Here is a 24821-nt window from a genome sequence, read left to right on the forward strand (position 1 = left end):
TTAGAAAAGAGCCCTGATAATTGACTTCATAGAAAGTAAATGTAGGTGACGAACATGATAGAAGTAAAATCTTCAAAACTTAGTGATGGAGAGTTCAATAGAGGAGTTTTTGCAACACGTGATATAAAAAAAGGTGAACTTATCCATGAAGCACCTGTTATTGCTTATCCTAATGCAGAGCATGAACACATTGAAAAAACATTGCTTGCCGATTATGCATTTGAATACGGAATTAACCATACATGCATTCTCTTAGGTTATGGGATGCTATTTAATCATTCCTATCAGCCAAATGCCACGTATGAGATAAATTTCCCAAACCATACTTTTGACTTCTTTGCTTACAAAGACATTAAGGCAGGCGAAGAGATTCTTATCAACTATAATGGCGATGAAGAAGATCAAGAACTGCTTTGGTTCGATAAAGAAAAGCAAGAAAAATAACAGCCCATCATTTGGGCTGTTTTTTTTGTCTCCTTTCACCCCACTTAGGTAAAAAGGACCATTTTTGGTATATTTGTAAAAATTTCAAAGTTTGTTCAATATTTCACAAACTTTTATTAAAAAACGGTGTTATTATAAATTTATAAAGAGCACAAGGAGTGAGTTGACATGATGCTATGTGAATGGAAATCCTTTTCAACCGATTCTGAAACGTATACACAAGAAACCTTCGAAGAAACTGTTGGTGATGAATTTGAGGCAATGATGTTTAAAGATAATGAAAACATTCCATCTTATATTTGGACAGTGAATTTTGTCATCATTGTAAAAAAATATTCTAAAGTACTAAATGACATCTCCTTTGAAAAGATACCACGAAACCCAGTTTGCGAATAACAACGTAAATATATGTCTCTACCGTTTGTTGTTATTTTTTTACATTTTATTGTGAAGTATTTCACAAACTATTAAGTTATTGGAGGAATTAAAATGGCAGTGGCAGAAAAAACAGGCAAGGACATGCAAAGTGTAACTACAGTGGTTGATACCTTGGTAGCAAATGGTCTACAAGCGTTAGAAGAATTCCGCAGCTTTGACCAAGAAATGATTGATACGATTGTGAAGCAAATGGCCTTGGCCGGTCTTGATCAGCACATGCAGCTTGCAAAACTTGCTGTTGAAGAAACCAAACGAGGCGTTTATGAAGACAAAATCATTAAAAATATGTTTGCCACTGAATATGTCTATCATAATATCAAGTATGATAAAACCGTCGGTATTATAAACGAAAACGAACATGAAGGAATCATTGAAATTGCCGAACCGGTTGGAGTTATCGCTGGTGTTACACCTGTAACCAATCCAACATCCACAACGATGTTTAAAGCACTCATATCTATAAAAACGAGAAATTCAATTGTTTTTGCCTTCCATCCATCTGCACAAAAATGCAGCAGTGAGGCGGCAAGAATTCTTAGAGACGCAGCTATAAAGGCAGGAGCTCCTGAGAATTGCATTCAATGGATTGAAACACCATCTATTGAGGCTACACAAGCACTGATGAATCACTCGAAGGTATCGATGATTCTAGCAACTGGCGGCGCGGGAATGGTCAAATCTGCTTATAGCTCTGGTAAACCAGCCCTCGGTGTTGGACCCGGAAATGTCCCATGTTATATGGAAAAATCAGCTAACATCCATCAAGCTGTGAATGATTTAATCCTTTCAAAGACGTTTGACAATGGGATGATTTGTGCTTCTGAACAGGCCGTCATTATTGATCAAGAGATTTATTCAGCAGTCAAAAATGAGATGATGGCAAATAACTGTTATTTTTTAAATGAAGAAGAAAAAGAAAAGGTTGAAAAATTAGTTATTAATGAAAAGTCATGTGCTGTTAACCCGAATATTGTTGGGATGGCTGCAAGCAAAATTGCTGCTTTAGCAGGAGTGAATGTTCCAGAAAACACAAAAATTCTTGTCGCGGAATTAAATGGCGTCGGACCAGGATACCCGCTATCAAGAGAAAAACTAAGCCCTGTCCTAGCCTGTTACAAGGTCAGCAGTCTTGAAGAAGGCTTAAAAAGAGCGGAAGAAATGTTAGAATTCGGTGGTTTAGGACATTCTGCAGTCATCCATTCCAATGATCAAAATGTAATTAAGCAGTATGGCTGCCGGATGAAAGCTGGAAGAATCATTGTTAATGCCCCATCCTCACAGGGCGCCATCGGTGATATATACAATGCTTATATGCCTTCACTAACACTTGGCTGTGGTTCTTATGGAGGAAATTCTGTTTCCACTAACGTTGGTGCAATTCACTTAATCAATATTAAAAAAGTAGCCCAGAGGAATGTTAATATGCAATGGTTTAAAGTTCCATCCAAAATCTATTTTGAGAAAAATGCCACTCAGTATTTAGCTAAAATGCCGAAGATTTCGAAAGCATTCATTGTAACGGACCCTGGAATGGTGAAACTAGGCTATGTAGATAAGGTACTTTATTATTTAAGGAAACGTCCGGATTACGTACATTGTGAAATTTTTTCAGAGGTAGAACCAGATCCATCCATTGAAACTGTAATGAAAGGTACCGAAATGATGGCTAAATTTCAGCCAGATGTGATTATTGCCCTTGGCGGCGGCTCAGCCATGGATGCTGCTAAAGGGATGTGGCTGTTCTATGAAAATCCAGAATCTGAATTCTTTGGCTTAAAGCAGAAATTTCTCGATATCCGTAAACGAATTGTGAAATATCCTAAGTTAGGTGAAAAGGCGCAATTTGTAGCAATCCCAACCACCTCTGGAACAGGGTCGGAGGTAACTTCCTTCTCCGTTATAACTGATAAGGAAGCAAATATTAAATACCCGCTGGCCGATTATGAATTAACACCAGATGTTGCGATTATTGATCCGCAGTTTGTTATGACGGTTCCTAAACATATTACAGCAGATACTGGAATGGACGTATTGACCCATGCCATAGAAGCGTATGTATCTTGTATGGCAAATGACTATACAGATGGACTTGCAATGAAAGCAATTCAGCTTGTATTCGAATATCTGCCTAGAGCTTATCGAAATGGCAGTGATGAATTAGCCCGTGAAAAGGTGCATAATGCTTCAACCATTGCTGGAATGGCCTTTGCCAATGCATTTCTTGGTATCAACCATAGCCTTGCTCATAAACTTGGCTCAGAATTCCATATTGCTCATGGACGCGCAAATACAATCTTAATGCCGCATGTCATTCGTTATAACGCAGCCAAACCAAATAAATTTACAGCATTCCCGAAATATGCCCACTTTGTGGCAGATAAGCGTTATGCGGAAATCGCAAGAACCCTTGGACTGCCTGCGAATACAACGGAAGAAGGAGTGGAAAGCCTTGTTCAGGCAATCATTCGCCTTGCAAAAGAGCTTGACATTCCAATGAGCATTGAGGCAAATAATGTGGATGCTAACCTATTTGAAAGCAAGGTTGACTACCTCGCAGATAAAGCATTTGAAGACCAATGTACCACTGCTAACCCTAAGCTGCCTTTAGTAACAGAATTAGCTGAAATTTACCGTAAAGCTTATAAGGGAGTTTAAAAGAGTAATATAAGCAAATTGAAAAGGCCATCCAGAACAATGGATGGCCTTTTCTAGCGTTTCGCTTACTCACTCGTTATTTCCGTTAATCCTTCAACAGCTGCCTGTAAGGATGTTCTTGCAGCAACGACTTGCTCTAGTGTGACTTGTGGATTTTGTAATACCATTTTTGCTGTTTGATACTCCTTGTGGAAGGATATCCAGCTTTCCTTGGTGTAGTTCTTGTGTTCTTTGTCTTGGTTTGCATCGTACAATTCCAGCAATTTTGTTTTGTTTACTTCTACTTTATTTCTGCCTGTAACCACATCGATACCATCCAAGGTAAAAGTACCGCCTTTAATCACAACTTTAGCGGTGTGTTTCGAATCTTTTAGTCCGCGAATCACATAAGAGGTTTGTCTGTCACCTTTACCATAAATTCTATAATTTTCTTCAATTAATTGGTCATCGATATAAACGTCGATCAAAGCATCAGGAGTTGCTCCAAATAAATTGAAACCTGAACCTTCAAAATCAAAGATCATGCTGCTGTTAGGCGTATCAATTTTTGGTGTACTATAAATATTGACTCCGCGGTAATCCATAAAGGTATCTAGTTTTTCATTATCTTTCAGGGAAACTTTCAATGTATGAGGTTTCTCTTCAAGTCCTCTTACAGAATACCTAATGCCTGTGCTAGTATTTACAGCAAAATTACCCATATCTTCACCGTCAAGCTCGAAATTATAGAGTGATTTATCACCAGTTCCAGACAAGTAATCAATCCCACTGCCCGTAAAGTTAATCAAAATATACGGATCATCATTAAAGTTCGCCCAGGCGTTGGTGCTGTTTGAGCCCCAAACAGTATTTTTTCTAAATGCATAGACAGTATTTTCTTTATTCTCTATTAGCGATTCATCCGATATTTTTATAATATCTGCAGGACCAGACTTTTGAACCGCCAACACTGGGTCAGTCGTTTCGATTTCTGCTTTTGTAAAACTAATATACTTTTCTTTGGCGACAACTTTAAGCGTATGTTCTGTGTCTGCTAGATTCTCAGCAGACCATACCATCTGAGTAATTGAACTATTATTTACATAATTCGCTTCACCGATTAACTTTCCATCTAAATAAACATCACCTACACCGTTGGAAGGATTCGTTTCTCCATAAAGCCTAACTTCAGTACCCTTAAATTTAATTTCAAGAGAACCCCCAACAGATGCCCAAGCATTATTACTGTTCGATGACCATCCTTGAGAATAGAATACTTTGTTCAAAGACCCTTGTACCGAAGTTGTGTCCCTGTGTCCCACTGTTACTCCATTCCAAACCGGAACGTCAGTTTTTGCCGTCATTTGTGTCCGGTTAAAATGAGCATATCCTGCCTGGGTATAATCCCATTTACCCAAATACCCAATAGGATTGATAAGGTCATTATTATTCAAGGCCTCTGCTTCTGTTCCATATTTCTTACCTTGTGCACTGTCAATTTTTTCTGATGTATAAGTGTATCCTTTAATTGGCTCAATCACTAAGTTATCGATAAGAGTTTCGTAATATCCAGAACCCAATGCAACTCTTCCCGCCATTACAGTAGAATCTTTGTCTGTATATGAATCTATTTCTGCTCCATCAAGATATAACGTAAATACATTCTCTCTTGCCTCAAATGCTAGATTGTGCCAAACCTTATTATCGAAGCCTTCAATCGTACCACTTTTTTCAACCTTGCCTAGTTTAAGAATTTCATATTTTCCATCTGAATATACTCGTGCATTGTATGGTGCATGTGAATCTGCCCCACCAGCTTTCACCTGTCTTACGCCGATTAAGGCGTAGTTGCTTCTGCCTTCTGCCTCAGGAGTATGGTTATCTAGTAAAAAGTCATAGGAAGCTTTATAGTTCACCCAGCGATGGTCACCGATAGTGGCGATAGGATTGCCGCTGGATGCGGACCCATCTCTTCCGCCCCAAACTGCCCAATCCGCACCAATAATGTCATGACTGATTTTCTGCTGCAGCATATTTCCATGAACCTTTGCATCCGGAATTTCTAAATTTGCACGTTCCGAACTACCACTTGCTACTGGTTGAGTAGCTTCTTTCACAACTTCAAAAGCGCCGGTCTGATCTGTCGTATATCGCGGCGTTCCTCCGCGGCGTTCTACATAATCTCTTCCCTTTTCGTCGACAGGATACTTATCGTATTCAAAATCATCCTTATATGGCAGTGGCATAATTGTATCTTTCGATAAATCAACCGGTTGTGAATCATACTCAAAGCCTTCCACTTCGGATTCCTTATCTAACGTAGATATTGTCACGATGGAATATGGCTTTACTTCCACTTCATACTCACCATTTACCGGGGTAATTTTATTGATATTTTTAAACCAGTTGGCGTCAACTTCTTGTCCTTTATCTGCCCCTCGAGTTTCCCAGACATAAATCGGAGCATTCTCTTTGCCATTTAAATTTTGAGCTTTAATCTTATATTTACGTGTTTCTTTTGTGTTATTTGCAAATACAGTTGAATAATCATTGGTTTCTGGATCTTTTAATGTTAGGTAGTTATGTGTACTCGTATCAACATCCACACCGCCATCAAAGAAAGCTCCATCACTATACGTGGCGTCTTTTACATACATCCATCGTTCGTTTTCCGGTGTTGTGTGATCATCATAACCAACAAAGTTCATCACATGACGAACTCCCTGAAGACCGCCATCTACTTCATAAAATCCAGACCATGGATCCATGGCACTGATTAGGTGTTTTGGATTATAGGCGGAACCTTCATAGAACGCAGCGACGGATGGCTGAAAATCAAAGGAAACAGCGTTTAGTGGAGTGTTTCCTGCTCCTGTCCATGAATATACAGAAATGATACGCGAAGTGACATCGATAATCCCTGCTTTTCCTCCAAGTCCCTTATAATTCGGCTCCATATTTTCACGATAACGGGCATTGATCATCGGGGCAATTCCCTCAGATACCCAGCTTTCTTTTGGCTTCTTACCTTCAGCTATCAGCTTTTGTTGTAATTGATTTAACTCTGTTGAACCGGTCAGACCATAATGGGAACTGATGACATCTATTTCATCCATCAAATCTGGATGATCGAGCAGTACGCGGCTGATTGATTTTGTATCACGATAGCCGTCGGCTGCAACTAGTTTAATATGTTTGTAGTCTGATTCATAATTTGGCTCTTGTTTAATTTTCGTGGTGAAGTATTTCAACCACTCTGTTTCAATCCGATTATTGTTTTGTGCTCTTTCATTTTGAGAGATCCCAACATAATCCAATTTAAAACCATATTCATTATAAACAGCGTCTATTGTCTGTTTGTACCATTGATATCGGTTTTCATAACTATTGTTTGAAGCACCATCCCATGTAAAACGAGGTTCACCCCAACGCAAAATTTCAGTCGTGATATCCGGATTGATTGATTTAGCATCCGCTGCAAATTGGAAGCCTGCACCTCTCAGAACGTTAGCTGCTTCATCTGCATAACGCATGGTTGCCGGCTCTGTTCCCGATGATGAGTTAACATCGCCGCCTAATTCTATCTTGACGTGCGCCAGCCCCGCGCCGGTATCCTTGTTAAACAGCTTGTTCATAATTTCCCAATATTCTTCCGGGTGCTCTTCTTTGTAATCTAACATTAAGCGTGATGTATTATTAGCAGTTACTGTTCCAAACCCTTTAAATCTGTTATGTTGATCCACATTGTTTCCGTCAATTGTAATCGTTTTTGTGATGACTTCTGCTTTTGTTTCATTTGACCCTATTAAGCCAAAAGACCCAACTACCATGGAGGCCACACATAAATTCCCAATCAATTTCTTAATCTTTTTTGATTGTCTTCCCATTTTACTCTCATTCCTTCCCCTTCATTTCTTTAGGACGTGCTAGTATTTACTGGTTAATCTGATGGAATTTCTTAGTAGATATACTGTTTCTGAGGTTTATTCCTAGGAGATGTGATACGGTTATCAAGCAAAGCTAATGTTAAATTGAAATCCTCCTTTTTTCACAAGAATTGTCTGATTTTTCCGATAACAACTTGTTAGCGTTTTCATTATTTCATAATCTGTATTGATTTTTATACAACTATATCGACTACCTATAATGATTTTTTTACCTATTTTCGTTTGTTTACAATAATAGTAAAAGCCGCCTCACTTTAAAGTGAGAGCGGCTTTTGCCTGTTTTATCGTATTCAAATTATTATATAGGAAAATTCAACCAGGATTATTATACCATTATCTTGCAGATATCATTTGTAAATTCAACTGGGTCCTGGATTGGTAACCCCTCAATAAGCAGTGCTTGATTGTAAAGCAGCTTTGTATACAGATCTAGCTTTTCTTTATCATTTTCAAAAGCTTCCTTTAATGATTGGAACACTTCATGATTTTTATTTATCTCTAATACCTTATCTGCTTTGATATTTTGATTATCAGGCATCGCCGCAAGGATTTTTTCCATTTCAATAGAGATATCACCTTCAGTTGCGAGGCAGACAGGATGAGACTTTAAGCGTTTTGAAACCCGGACATCCTTGACTTTACCCTCTAAAATATTTTTCATATAGTCAAAGATTTCTTTGTATTCCTTCTCTTCTGATTCGGAATCGTCCTTGTTTTCTTCCCCTTCAATTCCTAAATCACCGCTGGAAATTGATTTGAATTCTTTCTCCTTGTAGATCATTAACATTTTAATGGCAAACTCATCGATATCCTCTGTAAAGTACAGAATCTCATACCCTTTTTCAGAAACGAATTCTGCTTGCGGCAGTTTATCGATTCGTTCAATGGATTCTCCAGACGCGTAATAAATATATTTTTGATTTTCTGGCATTCTTGATACATATTCATCTAATGTAACAAGCTTCTTCTCTTTAGAAGAGTAGAACATAATGAGGTCTTGTAATACTTCTTTATTCGCTCCGAATTCACTATAAACGCCGTATTTTAACTGACGTCCAAACGACTTATAAAACTCTTCATATTTTTCTCTTTCATTTTTTAACAAGCTTTGCAATTCACTCTTAATTTTCTTGTTAATATTTTTAGAGATAAGCTTAAGTTGGCGATCATGCTGCAGCATCTCTCTTGAAATGTTAAGTGATAGGTCCTCAGAGTCTACCATACCTTTTACAAAGCTAAAATGGTCTGGAAGCAGATCCGCACACTTGTCCATAATTAATACGCCATTAGAATAGAGCTCCAAGCCTTTTTCAAATTCTTTTGAATAAAAGTCAAATGGGATTTTCTCAGGGATATATAAAATCGCATTATAGCGAATGGTCCCATCGACACTGATATGGATATGTTTAAGCGGTTTATCAAAACCGTAACGTTTTTCTGCATAGAAATTCTCGTAATCTTCGTCTGTTAGTTCACTTTTATTTTTTCTCCAAATAGGAACCATGCTATTAACAATCTGTTCTTCAACATAGTCCTCAAACTCATTATCGCTGCCCTCAACCGGTCTTTTGCCTTTAACATCCATTTTGATTGGGTAGCGGATAAAGTCGGAGTATTTTTTAATAATGGATTTTAGACGGTACTCCTCTAAAAACTCATCATAGTTTTCATCTTCAGTATTTTCTTTGACTTTAAGAATAATCTCAGTACCAATAGAATCTTTTTCAGCGGTCTCAATTGTATACCCTTCGGCTCCATTTGATTCCCACTTGTAAGCTTCATCGCTTCCTAGCGCTTTACTGATAACAGTTACAACGTCTGCAATCATAAAGGCAGCATAGAAGCCGACACCAAATTGACCAATTATGTCATAGCCATCTTTTAATTCGGTTTCCTTTTTAAAGGCTAAAGATCCACTCTTGGCAATTGTCCCAAGATTTGTCTCAAGCTCGTCCTTCGTCATACCAATACCAGTATCAATAATTCTTAAGGTTCTATTTTCCTTGTCAGGGATTACTTTGATAAAGTAACTATCCTTGTCGAAGCTTAACGCGTCATCTGTTAATGCTTTGTAGTAAATTTTATCAATCGCGTCACTGGCATTCGAAATTAACTCTCTTAAAAATACCTCGCGGTGTGTATAAATAGAGTTAATCATCATTTCTAACAGCCTTTTAGATTCAGCCTTAAACTGCTTTTTTGCCATAAAGATATCTCCTTTCCATGCTTTTTAGCACCCCACTTATAGGAGTGCTAATTCAATTCAATTTAATTTTAAACCATATAATAATATTCGTGTCAATACTATAATAAAAATGGTTGCCGTAGCAACCATTTACGATTCAGATAATGTTAATAAATATTGTAAAAAATTATCTATGGGTCCGCTCAGATAATTTTAATGAGTAACTATCATTCTCCTAGACCCTCACTTAATAATGTTTCTTCAATTCCATCAAGTGCTAGATCTTCATCTGCTCCAGAAGCAATAATTTTAATATAAGACCCTTGAGGGATACCTAAAGACATAACACCCATAATAGACTTTAGATTAACTCTTTTACCGCTATACTCTAGGCTAACTTCTGCATTATATTTACTTGCTGATTGTACTAATACTGTTGCTGGACGGGCGTGAATTCCTGTTTCTGCAGTTACTGTATATATTTTTTCTACCATTCTTCAATCGATCTCCTTTAACATCTTAATTTCTATCTAAATCCTCTCCATTGGTAGATATCACTTTTTGATACCAGTAAAAACTTTTTTTCTTACTTCGCTCATATGTTCCACTGCCATCATCTTGTTTGTCTACGTAAATAAACCCATAACGTTTTTTCATTTCGCCAGTAGTAGCACTAACCAGATCGATCGGGCCCCACATTAAGTAACCAAAACAATCGACACCATCTTCTTCAACGGCAGCCTTTAATGCTTCTAGATGTTTTTTCAGATAATCGATGCGATAATCATCTTGGATGCTGCCATCGCTTTCCACTTTATCGACAGCACCTAAACCATTTTCGGTGACCATAATCGGAAGGCCATATCTATGAAACAAATAGTTCAGCATATACCTTAAACCCGTTGGATCAATGGACCAACCCCAGGATGACTTCTCCAAGTACTCATTTGGAATTCCACCAAACAAAGAAGATTCAGTGTTTTCATCACGTTCAGCCGAACTAACGTCACTGGAATAATAATTTAACCCAATAAAGTCTATTTTTCCTTCCTTAAAAGCATGGTGATCATTTTCACTAATTGGTAATGTGATACCTCTCCGCTGATACTCCTTCAGTTTATATAAAGGAAACGCACCATTGCACATCGCATCAACCTGGTATAAATCTCTTTCTGTATCCTTAAAGGCCTGCAATACATCAGCAGGTTTACTAGTCTTCGGATAACAAGGTGTGAGTCCAAAAACACAACCAACCTGATTATCGGGATCAATTTCATGTGCGACTTTAACTGCTTTAACACTCGCTAAAGTCATATGATATCCCATTGTCGCAAGTTGCAGCTCTCTATCTTGTAAATCAGAATACTGTAAACCAGTAATCATATAAGTAAAAGTATTAGAAAAATCACTCTGAATTTCTAAATGATTCATTTCATTGAACGTTACCCAATAACGTACCTTACCTTTATACTCCTTCATCACTTTTTCACAGAAACGAAGATATAACTCAACAGTATCCCTGCTTAGCCAGGAGTGGTATTTACGGACCAAGCCAATCGGCATCTCAAAATGACATAGAGTAATAATAGGTTCAATCTGATTTGCTCGAAGTTCATCGATGACATGATGATAGTAGGCCAGTCCCTTTTCATTTGGTAATTCATCATCCCCATGAGGAAAAATACGGGACCAGTCAATGGAAATACGGAGAGCTTTAAACCCCATCTCCCTAAACAACTGAATATCACTCTTATAGCGATTGTAGAAGTCAATTCCATCATGTGAAGGATATACATTTCCTTCCTCAATTATCTCCGTGATTTTACGCTCCTTGTTATAGCTTCCCGTTGTTACAAAGTCCATATGGCCTAGGCCCTTTCCATCAGCCTGGTAAGCACCCTCACATTGATGAGCGGCAATACTGCCCCCCCATAAAAACTCTTTTGGAAATTCTAGTTTATTCATGGTCTCAACCTCTCCTATACACATAACGAAATTTTTTGCACAGGGTTTCAGCCTTCAGATTGATTCGCAGCAAAGGCACCCTAAGAAAAGAAATTAATCTGATAATCTCCTAAAAAGGTAAATGCCAGATTGTACGAGCCACCTGGCATTTACTCATGATTATTTTCCTTCAAGCTTTCTTAATCGTTCATCGAACACTTCAAATAAACGAACGATATGATTGGCTGTATTCCACTCGCTCATAATGGTCATTAATGTGTCCTGTGCATGGGCAAACAAGAGGGAGAATGCAATTTTCTCTCCGCGAGCTTCACCTTGAATCGTTTCAGTCTGGGCAGCGTGTGCTGCGTTAATTTTCTTTTTCGCTTCACCAAGCTTTTGCTTTGCCGCGTCAAACTCACAAGTTGCCACACAGTCTAGTGCTTCTTTAATGATTAGTCTCGCATCACCAGCATTTAGGATGATTTTCATCGATACTTCATTGATATCATTCAAGCTGTTATCGTTCATTGTCTAAGCCTCCAATTACGTTTCTACTGTTCCTGTTCTTTTTTAAACTGCTGCATGTCATAAACTTTGAAAAACGGAAACCAAATCAACCATGATACAACCACAACTACAGCTACTAAAATCAACCCTCGGAAATCGGAATTAATGAGGATGGAAGAAATCCCGACTGGCATATACCATAGTTGGAAGAGTCTTTCAGGGATTGTGACCAATCCTAGATTCAATACAATATAAGTGATAGCTGGTAAAATGAGTCCATTTAGCCACATTGGCACCATTAGAATTGGATTGAATGCCACCGGAGCACCGAAAATGACAGGTTCGTTAATATTGAAAATAGAAGGTACAATGGTTACTTTTCCAATTGCTTTTAATTGACTGGACTTTGCCAAGAATAACATCATCAGTACCAATGGCAGTGTGGAACCCATACCTCCAATCCACACCCAAGCTGTGAGCGTTTCCATTGTATGGATATTTTGGGCTGCACCATCGATATTCTCTTGAATCGCCTCCAACCAAATCGGAAAAATAATCGGATACAGAATCCAGGCACTGATTCCAAAGGAATAAAAGAATATACCCAGAAAACTGATGAATACAAATCCGGTAAAACTTTGGGCAATCACGGTAACCGGTTCAAAAGCTTTTAAGATTAAATCATACAAATCAACATTCAATTGGAAGGTAAACAACCATCCGAACAACAGGAGAATGGTGATCGGAATAATCGTGTCAAACCAGATAATAATAAAATCCGGAAGCGAACTTGATCCTTTAAAGAAAGAAAACTTAGAAAAAATATACATGAATGCTCCAACCAAAAGACCGACAATCAAAGCCACAAACATGCCGTTGCCACCGAAACGTTCTAACGTGAAGGTGATGCCGCCGTCGTCTGTAAGCTTAGGGACAAGCAGCATTAGAAATAAGGAAACACCTGTTAATCCTGAGATTATTTTTCTATCATTCTTTTTCTTTTTTTCCATAATGAAATAAGGAACTAATAGTGCAACAAATATACTAATAAGACCAAATGAAAAGGTAGTGATGGGTGAAAAATTAGGCATTTTTGAAAAATAATTATTCAAAATTGAAATCAATGTAATCAGCGATCCTACAAGAATCAGCGGCAGTGTTGCCATAAGGGCTTCCTGGATCGATGAAACCCACACATTTCTCGTAATTTTATTCATTTTTGGCGTAAAGTTTTGATTCATCCAATTAATAAACGTGTTCACCCAGATAACCTCCGTTCTATTTTATTTTTCGCCAAGAAGGTCTAAAATAAGGTCCAGACCATTGTTTCCATCCAAAAGACCATAAATCGTTTGAGGGATCACCGCAGCCGGAATATTATGAGGTCTAACCTTCGATTGTAAATCCTCTTCCATATATTTCAAGTGTGGGCCAATGAGCAGGACATCGATTTCATTCAGATAATCGTCTACCTCTGACTCGCTTCTGGCAATTACATTTAGGTCAATATCTCTTTTTTTAGCAGCCTTTCGAATGTTTTGGGCCATAAATCCGCTGGAAGCACCACCGCCGCAAACTAAAAGAATTGTCTTTTCTGTCATCATAAATTCCTCCCAAGAAAAATTTGAATTAACTTTCTGAGGTCATTGTCCTATTTTTTTAGATCTGAGCTCAAGTTGAAAAAGTTCCGGGGGGTAGGAACTTTTTCAACCTATCATTTTATTATGTGTTTTTTTACAATATATAAGTGGAAAACTAACAATAAATAGACCTTTTGGGGGTTTTTGTAGCATGAAAAAAGAGAGAGAGCGGGAGATTATTCAATTCTTGTTAAATAAGAATGATTGGGTAAAAACAGACATATTCGCTAAACAATTCTCTGTATCTAGTCGGAGCATCCGTAAATATGTAAATGAAATAAATGAAACCACCTCTCCATCCGTATTGATTATGTCCTCCAACCTGGGTTATAAAATAAATGAAACCGTTTACCATGAAATGCAGCAGAAAGAGGATAAAGAAACAACGATAGGACTGACGCCACTTGAGCGGCTCTATTATCTATTAAAGCAATCGATTGCCCATTCTGAAGGTATGGATATATTTGACCTAAGTGAAGAAATTTATGTAAGTACATCCACGATCGAAGGCGATTTAAAAAAGGCCAAAAGCCTGTTGAAAAAATTTAATTTATCGTTCAAACGTGATGGAGACTTAATCATATTAAATGGACATGAACGAGATAAACGAAAGCTGATGAGCCATATCTTTTACGAAGAAACGCGGGACCAATTTTTGCATTTAGAAAATATTCAATCCGCTTTTGGTTATGATTTAAAAGATTTCAAGGAAGAGCTGGTCAAAGTATTGGCATCCTATAATCTCTATATAAATGAGTACACAATCGGGAACATCCTACTCCATATTGTGATTGCAACAGAACGGGTAAGCCAGCAGCGAACCATTTCCGAAGAAAACATAAAGGCATTGTCCAAAACAAAAGAATATAAGGCGGCATTGGATATCGCCAAATTAATAAAATCTGAATTTGGGGCTACGTTTGAAGGAGCAGAGCTTTCTTACTTAACGATTCTTTTAATTAGTAAGGCAACGATATTACGTTATGACAACCTAAACAACGAAAATCTTGGGGAATATATTGAGCAGCGGTATATTGACTTAGTAAATGAAATCATTCAAAAAGTGAAAGATTATTATCTCGTAGATATTTACGGTGATGAATTTCTAATAAAATTCACCTTGCACATACGAAATTTAATAAACCGGGCAAGGCATAATTATTTGTCAAAAAACCCATTAACCAAGCAGATAAAATCATCTTACCCACTCATTTATGACCTGGCAGTATTTATTTCAAATGAGATACAAAAAAAAGAAAATATTCAAATCAACGAAGACGAAATCGCCTATATCGCCTTCCATATTGGTGCCTTTCTAGAACGACAAAAAGCACTTGAATATAAAATCACCTGCACCGTTGTATGTCCGGAGTATTACAACATGCACATCCCGATGTTAAAAAGACTTGAGCAGTCCTTTGGAGAACAAATTGAGATCAGCAGAGTGATTACAAAGATTGATAGTGATTTCGGGCAAATAGATTCAGACTTGATTATCACAACGGTCCAGATTGCCAAAATAACAGAACATGAAATTGTCCATTTAAATCCATTTTTTTTAGAAGAGGACATGCAGAAGATACAGCACAGTATCACAAAGATAAATAAAAAACGCAGTCGTTTGAAGCTGAAAAATCATTTAATTAGCCTCTTCGACCCTCACTTGTTTCAACATAACATTTACTTAAAAGATGAATTTGAAATGATTAGGTTTATTGGAGATAAATTGGTTCAGTTGGGATTTATCGAAGAAGGGGGCATTGACGACATCATTGAAAGGGAAAAAATGTCCTCGACATCCTTTAATAATAATGTCGCAGTGCCACACTCGATGCAAATGAACGCATTAAAGTCCGCTATTTCGATTGTATTAAATGACAAACCTGTTAATTGGGGAAACAACTCTGTACAAATTATCGCACTAATTGCCCTAAATAAGGACGAACGAAGCATTTTTCGGGATATCTATGACAGTTTTATCAAAATATTATCAGAACCAGAAAATGTTTACCTGTTATTAAAATCCAACAATTATGATGAGTTTATAAATAACCTTTTATTATTAATGGAAGAGTGAGTTTAGCAAATAACACGCCTCAAGACAAGCACAATCTATTTTAGGCAAATATGCTGCATATTGATTTAGGTGAGTATTAAAAAATTTAATTTATAATGTTTGGATTATGAAAAAAGCCTAATTTTACCTCAACATTCTAAAAAGATTAGGCCTTTTTCTTATTCATACATAGGTAAGGTTTTGAAGTTATCACTGCTTTTCCATAATTGAAACTATATCCTCTGATACAAAAAGCACTTCAATTTTATCTAAATTTTTTGGTGTGACAATATCTAAATGGTTATCTATGAATATCTCTGTTATTTTTGACTTTGGAAGACCAATTGTAAACCTAATCCAATATAAATAGTTCCTACGACTTTTCCCTGCCAACGTGAAATCTTGCTATTTTTAGCGAAAAGCTTATTACCTAATGAACTTGCTAGAAAGGCTAATGACGATGTGTACAGAATACTCATAAATACAAAAACTAGACCTAGTAGTAGTAATTGATAGACAACTGGGGGACCATCTGTTTTAACAAATTGCGGAAGGAACGCAAGGAAAAATAACGCCGTTTTTGGGTTAAGTAATTCAATTAATAATGCTTGTCGGAAGGATACAGCAGTTTTCTCTTTTTTTGTATTTGGCTGTTCCTGTTTTTTTGTTTTTTCGAACAATGCCTTTATTCCTAGAAAGATTAAATAGGCTGCACCTAAATACTTCACCACTTCAAAGGCTAATGCTGATGTCATAAGAATGGCGGAGAGTCCAAGAACCGCCGCAAACGTATGAATTAGATCTCCAACAGCAATGCCAAAACCGGTAATGATTCCAGCTTTTAATCCGCCTTTTACGGTTTGAGTCAAAGTCAATAACACCGCCGGGCCTGGGATTAGAAAAAGCACCAGCACGACCAAAATAAAAGCCCACATATCCCTCTCTCCTATATTCGTGTTTACAAATATCTTATCACAATATTCTTGAAATTAGCTTTATAAAAATGATGAACCTGGAGAGTAAATGCTCTTCAGTCACTCCACGCCTCCTGCATTGACCCAAATGCTTTCTCTAAATACTCTTCAGTCACTATAAAACTACACATAAAAAAACCGACATTAATTTTTGTCGGTTTCTTCTGATTTTATTACCTGCAACCTATGATCTTCAGAGCTTTCAACAATATGTTTAAGGATCGAAAGCTTATTCTCCCAGAATTTTTCGTAGAACGAAAGCCATTGCTTGAGTTCTGTCAGCGGCTCAGGTTGAAGCCGGTAAATCTTCTCTCTCCCTACCTTTTGTCCATGAACTAATTCAGCTTCTGAAAGAACTTGAAGGTGTTTAGCAATCGCTGTCCTGCTCATTGGAAAGTGGGCTGTTATTTCTGAGATGGGGCGCTCTTTTTCCGCAAGTAATCTTAGTACTTCTCTTCGAGTGGGGTCAGCAATCGCTTGAAATACATCATGCTTTTGTGCGGAGGATGACACTTAGCTCTCCAAAAGGGTACGAAGTTTTTGAACGATACCAGCCCATCCCTGAGCCATATGATCTCTAATATCAGAAGCTTTTTGGTTAGCCTTGCCAATAATTACGTCAGATTGAGGCCAACCGCCATGAATAAGGGTGAACTCTGTTTTATCCCCCAAATCCTTTAAACTAAACGATAAAAACCATCCCTCTGTATCCCAAATGAACGAAAGGGAATGAGGAGGATTAAATTCCGTCACTTTACATGGAGATGGACCGAATGGGGATTGTAAATGAAACTCTGCTCCCACTTCAGGTTTGAAATCATTTGGCATAAACCATGCAGAAATACCTTCTGCAGACGATACCTGCTCCCATACCTTTTGTATTGGTGCGTTAATGACAACCGTTTGTTTAATATCTTGTAATGTATTTTCCACTGATTTCTCCCACTTTCACACGTTAATATAAAACCATTTGGTTTCACTTCCTGAATTATATAAAACCATTTGGTTTCATGTCAATAAAAATTTTCTCATTTACTTTTCCCGTTACCTCCATTTTAAATACAAAAAGACACTTCTCACTAAGGAAGTGTCAAAATGTTAAATCCTATGACTCTGTTCTAAGTAAATTGTTTTCTTATCATAATAACGGGCTAAAAAACTACCGGTTAAAGAAGCGAGGATTTGCTGGAATAGCATACCGACAACTACCGGTACAGCAACTGCCGGGGAAAAATAGGTAACAGCAATAACAGCCCCGGCACTTATATTTCTCATTCCACCTGAAAAAGTCAAAGAGACGATTGTATCTCGATTACTTCTGATTAGTTTACCTAGTAGAAACGAAAATAGATACCCCGTTAATGCAATAAAAAAGACCACTACTATGATACTAATTAGTTTTAGATTTATATTTTTTAAATAAGGAGCGATCACTGCGCCATTTAGCATGACAACAATGCCAAGGCAGATTTTTGAGAAAGGCGCCAATGTACTACTTAACTTTTTCGTAAAGTTCCCTTTTGAACTCTGATTTAACCACATTCCGAGAAGTGAAGGCAGCACAATCATTCCAACTAACCCTTGCATAATACTCATAAAGTCCATTTCAATTTTCTCACCTATTAAGAAAGACAGACAATAAGGAACAATTAGCGGGGAAAGAATGGTATCGATAAGGATAATGGATAAGGTCAATGGGATATTGCCTTTATAAATCGAAACCCAAATGAAGCTAGTAATTCCAGTTGGAATGGCCATGCCTAACACGATTCCTGTAATCGTAAAAATATCCTCTTGAAACGTTATATGACCCACACCCCAGGCCCAGATTGGCATCAGGATATGCAGTAACACCATCGCTGTAAGTATTGGAAGCGGATGCTTGACCACATCTGATAAAGATTTGAAATTAGAGGTCAAACTTCCTGCAAATGTCATAAACGCAAATATCCAAGGGATTAAATATGAAAAGTCTGTTATATACACAGAAAGTAAGACTCCTAATACTACACTAGTGGGCGTAATTAAAGGCATGATTTTTTCTAGTTGTTTATTTATCTTCTGCAGCATATTGTTTCTCTCCAAGCTTATTTTCTATATTCCTTCCAAGCCGTAAGACCACCTTCTAAGACTTCGACTTGATAGCCGAGACCGTCAAGAATAGCGGCACATTTCGTAGCGGAATTTCCAGTCGTGCAGGTAACAACCAATCGTTGTTCCTTCGATATTTGTGCTAGCTCATCCCCTTCTTCAAGATTGAAAATTACCGTTTTCGGGATGTTAAGACTCAAAACCTGTGAATCTTCAATATGGTAATCATTATATTTTTCTTCTGCCCGAACATCTAGAAGAAGTACTTTTTCTTCTCCTCGCATTCTTTCAAGAAGTTCTTTTGGACTAATTCTTTGCAATGCCAACACCTCCATACAAAGAATATCACATTTTTTATATTTCGGTATTCGTAATTTTTTATAGATTTTTACATGTTTTTTTGTACCTAAATACTTCTCAAGCCTTAGAAATAAATAAATCTCAGGTTCATTGGTAGTTTTTGAGAAATCCCTTATGATTAAGCTATAGAAGGGAAGGGATTTAAGATGAAGAGAATAGTGATTCTCCTATTGATTATCACGGGGTTATATATTGTTTTTAATCAGACATTCCAGTTTGATGCTTTTGCTTTTGGAGGAAGTAAAGATGGCAGGGCTACGTTATCAAAGACAATTGACACTATTGAGATAAATGTGGGAAGTGTTCGGACTACTATTATTCCTGAAGACCGAAATGATGTAGAAGCGGTGTTAACTGGCAAAGGCTCGCTAATCGTTAAAGAAACAGGCAATAGGTTAGTAGTTGAAACGAAAAGGAAAATGTTTAATTGGTTCACTTCTTCAGAAAAAAGACAGCTAAAAATCTATATTCCTGAAGACTATAACAGTAATATGAACATTCAAATTGGATCAGGCCGCTTGGATTTCTCGGGCGAATCAATGAAATTAAACAAACTTTCTTTGGATATTGGATCGGGGAATGTAAATCTCGGTCATTTAGAAGTGGATGAATTTACACATGATGGTTCCTCTGGCAATGTTAAAATAGACACTTTGATGACAAAAAAAGGTACCTTTGACCTTAGTTCTGGTAATTTAGATATTGAACACTATACTGGTGCCATACAAGCAGATGTTTCCTCTGGCAGGCTCTCCGTCCAAATGGATAAACTTAATGATTCGATTGATATTGACCTTAGCTCTGGAGATGTAATGCTTGATTTGCCCGATAATGCAGATTTCAATCTAAATGGCAAAGTCAGCAGTGGAAATATTTCGAGTGACTTCCCTTTAGCCAGCAATGGAACGGATAATAAAAGCATACAAGGAACGCATGGTTCCGGGAAGACTAAAATAAATGTCACCGTTTCAAGCGGGGACGTCAAATTATTCTAATACTAAGAGAACGCATGGATTTCTATCCATGCGTCTTTTTCATGTAACCAAAATAGTCCAAATCTCATATCGTATAATGCCTTGTGTACTCAATATGGAAGGAGCAATATGATGTATTTTTACCATTATCCTTACCCGCTGCACCCACAGCAGCCCCCCTATCCTGGTTATCATTACTACCCAATAGCCAGGCAATATCCACAGGTGGATGTAAATGTTTTCACGAAGTCCATTAAAGCCTATCGGTTATTAATGGACCAGGGCAGTATCCTGCTGGACCGGTTAGGCGATGCAGATTTTGACGTTAAGTTAATGTCAGCTGCTCAACAGGGGAACAAAACCGAAGTGGATAGGTTAATGAAAACGATTGGTCTAAAAGTGCCTGTGGAGACAAAATATACCCCAACCGGTGTGACCTTTGATCTCAAAACACAACCGGAACCAAGCAGTAACGTGAGCTGCTGTACCTTAACCGTACAGTTAAAATGGGGAAATTAAAAGACCTTCAACTGAAGGTCTCTTTTCCGTAAAAATATCGCTCTTCTTACATTCAACATTGAGTATGCCCCTTATCTTCTAATAGAAATTTTTCAAGTTTCTCAGCAGATAATGGTTTGCTGTAGTAATAGCCTTGTCCGATTTGACAGGCATTTCGTGTTAAGAACTTAACCTGTTCTTCTGTTTCGATTCCTTCTGCGATGACCGTGAATTTTAAATTCACACCCATATCAATAATCGTCTTCACCATCATTCCTTGATTAGAATGATAGATAATATCATCGACAAAGGATTTATCAATCTTAATTTTATCAATGGGAAGATGTTTCAAATAACTTAATGAGGAGTAGCCTGTCCCAAAATCATCTACTGATAACAGAACGCCTAGACTCTTTAATTGATTCAGAATGATGGTGGAGTTCTCAAGGTTTTGCATTAGACTTTCAGTAATTTCAAGTTCTAAATAATCTGCCTCTAGTCCAATTTCCTCGAGCATGTCCGAAATGAATGGAATGAAATGTTCATCCTGAAATTGCCTTACTGAAACGTTTACAGCAATAGGAAAATCACTAAATCCTGCATCCTTCCACGCCTTTCTCCGTTCACATGCCTCTCGTAATATCCATTTGCCCAGCGGAACAATGAGTCCAGTTTCTTCAGCTAATGGAATAAATTCAGACGGTGCAATATAGCCATATTCAGGATGGTTCCAACGGATTAATGCTTCGACACCAACAATTTTCCCTGTAACTAAATCAAACTGCGGTTGATAGTGGAGCGTCATTTGATTTTGCTCTATTGCTCTTCTTAACCAATTCTCTAACTTCATTTTCCAAGTCGAAATTCCACCCGAGATTATTGAGTAAAATTGATAGTTATTTTTCCCATGATCTTTTGCTTGGTACATAGCTGTGTCTGCATTTTTAATCAGTGTTTCTTCATCGATTCCATCTGTTGGATAAATACTGATTCCGATACTTGGCGTTACATAAAACTCTTCATTATTAACATCAATTGGGTGTGAAAATTCATTTAGAATCCGTTTAGCTACCTGTGAAGCATTTTCTTTATCAACATCTTCTAGAACGATAATAAATTCATCCCCGCCCTGGCGAGAGACTAGTCCTTCATTTTGAACGGCTTTCTCTAATCTGCCTGCTACTTTTTGAAGAATAATATCGCCAACTGAATGACCTTTAGTATCATTAATGATTTTAAAGCGATCTAAATCTAAGAATATAACTGCGTGCATTTTATTCTGCTGTTGGTGTAAAACTTCATTAAGATGGTTTCTAAACTGATTGCGATTTGGCAAACCAGTTAATGTATCATAAAAGGCCATGAATTTTATCGTTTGCTCCGATTTCTTCCTTTGGGTAATATCCCTGCCCACTACCTGAATGGCAAATCTGCCTTCGTAAAGAATCGACCTAGCCGCCATTTCCACATCAATACTTTCGCCATCAATGCGCCTAACCTGGAATTCAAAATTATATCTCTCATTTTCCACCTTATCAGTGGAGAATACTTTATTTTTAATTAAATCTCTGATTTGTGAAGGCACAAAATTCTTTGCAGATTGTCCAACCACCTGCTCCTGACTTTCAGCTCCAATTAATCTACAGCCGGCTTCATTTATGTATTCAATTTTCCCATTATAAACGACAGCAATAATATCAGGTGACATCTCCACTAAACTTTGATAAAGACCTTCACTTTCTTTACGGTCTGTAATATCGAATAACACGCTGCTAAAGTCAATAAAATCTCCTGTTTGGTCAAAGGTCGGTATCCCACTATCCTGGATCCAGCGAACTTCACCATCAGGGCGGATAATTCGATATTGGCTGGTCACATTTTCACCGACAGCAATTTTCTTTTCCCTTTCTTCTAAAACATACAAATCTTCTGGATAAATAACTTCCTTCCAAAGGTAGGTATTTTCGTAGAAATTTTCCAGCTTATATCCATATAGTTTTTCAATCCCAGGAGTAATTAATAGAGTGTCGGTCTTTAAATCATGTGACCATATAGCAACATCTAGCGTATCGAAAATATTTTTCATTTTTTGCTGATTTTTTTGAAGTTCTTTTGCCTTTTCATCGAATTCTTTTGTAAGAAGGAACAGGAAGAAGATCGCTGCCATATATATGCAGATGGTTACGTAGCCTGTTATTTTTATAGAATGAAAGAAATTAGGTAATAAAATATCAGCAGCCTCCAAAGAGACCAATAAACAAAAAATGAGGATTAACAAAAACCTATATAGATTTCCTTTTATAATCATGGTTGTCTCCCATTTTAATATTGTTATAGTTTTAAAATAGCAAATCCAAGGCTTTATAACAATCTTATTCTTTTTCCATTTTCCTATTTCTTATTTCAACAAAAAAAACTTAAGGAGCTCATGCCCCTTAAGTTTTTTACTTTACTATATATACTCTTGTTTCATAAGGCTTAAGAGTGAACTCTTTCCGCAGCTTTTTATCAGCACAGTCATAATTATGAAGGACAAGTTCTGACTTTAAATAAGAGACACTCTTCGGAACATGGAACCTCGTTGATTCATCACTAAAATTATTGATGACGAGAGCTTTTTTCCCTCCTAATTTACGGGTATAGACAAACAATTTCCGATGGTTCGCTAATAGTAATTCATACGTTCCATATACAAACAAGTGATGTTCTTTACGTAATTGGACCAATTTTTTATAGAAGGAAAGAATAGAATCCGGGTCGTTTAATTGGGCTTCAACATTAATCTCACGGTAATTTGGATTTACACCGAGCCATGTTTGGTCAGCTGTTGTAAAACCGCCCATATTACCGGCATTCCATTGCATTGGAGTTCGTGCGTTGTCACGGCACTGTTTCCAGATAATATCCATTATTTCATCATGAGGGCGGCCCTTTGCTGTTTCTACCTTATAGAAATTCACCATCCCAACATCATTGTAATCTTCAATTGAAGGAAATTGGACGTTGGTCATCCCTATCTCCTGGCCCTGATAGATGAACGGAGTACCTTTCATAAGGAAGTACATGGCACCAAGCATTTTTGCGCTTTCTTTCCAATACTTCTTGTCATTCCCCCAGCTTGAAACCCGGCGAGGCTGGTCATGATTTTCGATAAACAACGCATTCCAGCCCTTACCTTCTAATCCTTTTTGCCATTTGGTTAAATTCTTTTTCAACGCGGTAATGTTGACTTTCCCCTCTGCATTTTTATCCCAAAGGCCTAAAAACTCAAACTGAAAAATCATGTTGAAATAACCGTTTTCTTCGCCAACCCATTTATCGGCATCATCTAGTCCTACACCATTTGCTTCGCCTACAGTCATAATGTCATAGTTTTTAATGGTTTTCTGAGATAACTCCGTTAACCATTCATCAATTCCGTCCACATTCATCATGTAAGGAAAACACGGCACATAATCAAAATTTTCCGGATTTGGCATATCCGGAAAACCTGGTTCTTTTCTGATATGAGAAATTGCGTCAACACGGAAACCGTCGATTCCCTTGTTTAGCCACCAGTTCACCATATCGTATAAAGCATTCCGAACCTCAGGATTTTCCCAATTTAAATCAGGCTGCCTCTCAGAAAAAATATGCATGAAATATTCATCAGTGGCTTCATCATATTTCCATGCAGACCCGCTGAATATTGATTCCCAGTTATTCGGTTCTTTTCCATCCTTGCCCTCACTCCAAATGTACCAATCCCGTTTTGGATTGTTTTTTGAAGAGCGGGACTCAATAAACCAAGGATGCTCATCACTTGTGTGATTGATGACCAAATCAAGAATCAACTTCATTCCACGGCGATGAACTCCTTCAAGCAGCTCATCAAAATCCTCCATAGTTCCAAATTCATCCATAATATCCTGATAATCGGAAATATCGTAACCGTTATCATCATTAGGAGATTTGTACATGGGAGACAGCCAAATGACATCAATTCCTAATTCTTTCAGGTAGTCCAATTTGGAAGTAACTCCTTTTAAATCGCCAATCCCGTCGCCATCACTATCCATGAAACTTCGGGGGTATACCTGATAGGCCACACTTTCTTTCCACCATTTTTTATTCATTTAAGCACCTC

Annotated in this window: 20 protein-coding genes; 6 read left to right on the forward strand and 14 right to left on the reverse strand. The window is 37.5% G+C overall.

Features of this window, described 5'->3' with window-relative positions; translation table 11 throughout:
- Positions 1-54: 54 nt before the first annotated feature.
- The 3 genes from ACIQAA_RS06175 to adhE all read left to right on the forward strand — a co-directional run bounded on the left by ACIQAA_RS06175 (position 55) and on the right by adhE (position 3537).
- Positions 55-444 carry an SET domain-containing protein gene (locus ACIQAA_RS06175; protein ID WP_307197519.1) on the forward strand — a complete coding sequence of 130 codons (390 nt, stop codon included), beginning with the start codon at positions 55-57 and terminating at the stop codon, positions 442-444.
- 168 nt (positions 445-612) lie between these two features.
- Positions 613-840, forward strand: coding sequence for a hypothetical protein (locus tag ACIQAA_RS06180; protein WP_402616396.1), 228 nt, complete (start codon positions 613-615; stop codon positions 838-840).
- A gap of 93 nt (positions 841-933) precedes the next feature.
- Positions 934-3537 carry a bifunctional acetaldehyde-CoA/alcohol dehydrogenase gene (gene adhE, locus ACIQAA_RS06185; protein ID WP_402616399.1) on the forward strand — a complete coding sequence of 868 codons (2604 nt, stop codon included), beginning with the start codon at positions 934-936 and terminating at the stop codon, positions 3535-3537.
- A gap of 65 nt (positions 3538-3602) precedes the next feature.
- On the opposite strand, the gene ACIQAA_RS06190 is transcribed toward adhE, so the two are convergent.
- The 7 genes from ACIQAA_RS06190 to ACIQAA_RS06220 form a co-directional block, all read right to left on the reverse strand.
- Positions 3603-7403, reverse strand: a complete 3801-nt coding sequence (locus ACIQAA_RS06190; protein WP_402616401.1) for an S-layer protein — start codon at positions 7401-7403, stop codon at positions 3603-3605.
- Positions 7404-7788: 385 nt separating this feature from the next.
- The gene (htpG, locus tag ACIQAA_RS06195) at positions 7789-9669 is read right to left on the reverse strand and encodes a molecular chaperone HtpG (protein ID WP_402616404.1); all 1881 of its coding nucleotides are present in this window, start codon (positions 9667-9669) and stop codon (positions 7789-7791) included.
- Between the two features lie 206 nt (positions 9670-9875).
- On the reverse strand, positions 9876-10142 hold the full coding sequence (locus ACIQAA_RS06200; RefSeq protein ID WP_402616407.1) for a phosphocarrier protein HPr: 267 nt from the start codon (positions 10140-10142) through the stop codon (positions 9876-9878).
- A 25-nt stretch (positions 10143-10167) separates the two neighbouring features.
- The gene (locus ACIQAA_RS06205) at positions 10168-11613 is read right to left on the reverse strand and encodes a glycoside hydrolase family 1 protein (RefSeq protein ID WP_402616410.1); all 1446 of its coding nucleotides are present in this window, start codon (positions 11611-11613) and stop codon (positions 10168-10170) included.
- A 159-nt stretch (positions 11614-11772) separates the two neighbouring features.
- Positions 11773-12123 (reverse strand): PTS sugar transporter subunit IIA, encoded by a 351-nt coding sequence (locus ACIQAA_RS06210; protein WP_402616412.1) that lies wholly within the window; start codon positions 12121-12123, stop codon positions 11773-11775.
- Between the two features lie 23 nt (positions 12124-12146).
- Positions 12147-13364, reverse strand: coding sequence for a PTS sugar transporter subunit IIC (locus tag ACIQAA_RS06215; protein ID WP_402616415.1), 1218 nt, complete (start codon positions 13362-13364; stop codon positions 12147-12149).
- Between the two features lie 21 nt (positions 13365-13385).
- A complete protein-coding gene (locus ACIQAA_RS06220) occupies positions 13386-13703 on the reverse strand; it encodes a PTS sugar transporter subunit IIB (RefSeq protein WP_402616418.1) in 318 nt (105 codons plus the stop codon).
- Between the two features lie 190 nt (positions 13704-13893).
- Here ACIQAA_RS06220 and ACIQAA_RS06225 point away from each other — a divergent pair, with 190 nt between their 5' ends.
- Entirely contained in the window at positions 13894-15819 is a 1926-nt protein-coding gene (locus tag ACIQAA_RS06225) for a BglG family transcription antiterminator (RefSeq protein WP_402616421.1), read from the forward strand.
- A gap of 299 nt (positions 15820-16118) precedes the next feature.
- Here ACIQAA_RS06225 and ACIQAA_RS06230 read toward each other — a convergent pair whose 3' ends face one another.
- The 5 genes from ACIQAA_RS06230 to ACIQAA_RS06250 form a co-directional block, all read right to left on the reverse strand.
- Entirely contained in the window at positions 16119-16733 is a 615-nt protein-coding gene (locus ACIQAA_RS06230; RefSeq protein ID WP_402616424.1) for a LysE family translocator, read from the reverse strand.
- Positions 16734-16916: 183 nt separating this feature from the next.
- Positions 16917-17285 (reverse strand): ArsR/SmtB family transcription factor, encoded by a 369-nt coding sequence (locus ACIQAA_RS06235; protein ID WP_402616427.1) that lies wholly within the window; start codon positions 17283-17285, stop codon positions 16917-16919.
- The gene (locus ACIQAA_RS06240; protein WP_402616429.1) at positions 17286-17705 is read right to left on the reverse strand and encodes an SRPBCC family protein; all 420 of its coding nucleotides are present in this window, start codon (positions 17703-17705) and stop codon (positions 17286-17288) included.
- A gap of 165 nt (positions 17706-17870) precedes the next feature.
- Complete coding sequence (locus tag ACIQAA_RS06245) at positions 17871-18842, reverse strand: bile acid:sodium symporter family protein (protein WP_402616432.1); 972 nt, start codon at positions 18840-18842, stop codon at positions 17871-17873.
- A 17-nt stretch (positions 18843-18859) separates the two neighbouring features.
- On the reverse strand, positions 18860-19192 hold the full coding sequence (locus ACIQAA_RS06250) for a rhodanese-like domain-containing protein (RefSeq protein WP_402617096.1): 333 nt from the start codon (positions 19190-19192) through the stop codon (positions 18860-18862).
- A gap of 177 nt (positions 19193-19369) precedes the next feature.
- Between ACIQAA_RS06250 and liaG the strand changes: the two genes are divergently transcribed.
- Both liaG and ACIQAA_RS06260 read left to right on the forward strand, forming a co-directional pair.
- On the forward strand, positions 19370-20218 hold the full coding sequence (gene liaG / locus ACIQAA_RS06255) for a LiaG family protein (RefSeq protein WP_402616434.1): 849 nt from the start codon (positions 19370-19372) through the stop codon (positions 20216-20218).
- A 111-nt stretch (positions 20219-20329) separates the two neighbouring features.
- The gene (locus ACIQAA_RS06260; RefSeq protein WP_402616436.1) at positions 20330-20716 is read left to right on the forward strand and encodes a YuzC family spore coat inner layer protein; all 387 of its coding nucleotides are present in this window, start codon (positions 20330-20332) and stop codon (positions 20714-20716) included.
- A 52-nt stretch (positions 20717-20768) separates the two neighbouring features.
- Here the strand turns inward: ACIQAA_RS06260 and ACIQAA_RS06265 are convergent, their stop codons facing one another.
- Entirely contained in the window at positions 20769-23003 is a 2235-nt protein-coding gene (locus ACIQAA_RS06265; RefSeq protein WP_402616439.1) for a sensor domain-containing protein, read from the reverse strand.
- Positions 23004-23139: 136 nt separating this feature from the next.
- On the reverse strand, positions 23140-24810 hold the full coding sequence (locus ACIQAA_RS06270; protein ID WP_402616442.1) for a glycoside hydrolase family 13 protein: 1671 nt from the start codon (positions 24808-24810) through the stop codon (positions 23140-23142).
- Positions 24811-24821: the final 11 nt, after the last annotated feature.

It is taken from the genome of Neobacillus sp. NPDC093182 (genome assembly GCF_044754045.1).